General features: G+C 62.4%; 1 protein-coding gene. It reads right to left on the reverse strand.

Translation table 11 applies throughout. The annotated features are described in order from the left end of the window. Window positions 1-311 (reverse strand): hypothetical protein (locus HIJ39_RS25450; protein WP_169103424.1); only part of this gene is annotated, 311 nt, incomplete at both ends.

Genomic DNA, 311 nt, shown 5'->3' on the forward strand with positions numbered 1-311 from the left:
AGGCGTCACGTGTCGGCAACGGTGGCACAGGCAACCCGCGCGTCCGAGATTGGGGTTTGATGGTCACCTCCCACCTTGCGTCGGGCGGGCTGTGCCATTGGCGCAAAATGGGCGGTGCATCGACGCGATGGCGCACCCAGCCCCGACCAATACCGGGCAACCAAACCTGAACACTCTTCCGTTGGAGTTGGATGATCACCCCATATTGGTCCAGCGCTTGGCGAAGCCAGGCCACTGCCTGCGGCTTGTCCACCCCCAGCCCCGCGCTGAATATGGCCGCTACGGTCTTGTCGACTTTGAGGTCGATAAAC

The organism is Sulfobacillus harzensis (assembly GCF_012933365.1).
GTDB classification, from domain to species: domain Bacteria; phylum Bacillota; class Sulfobacillia; order Sulfobacillales; family Sulfobacillaceae; genus Sulfobacillus_B; species Sulfobacillus_B harzensis.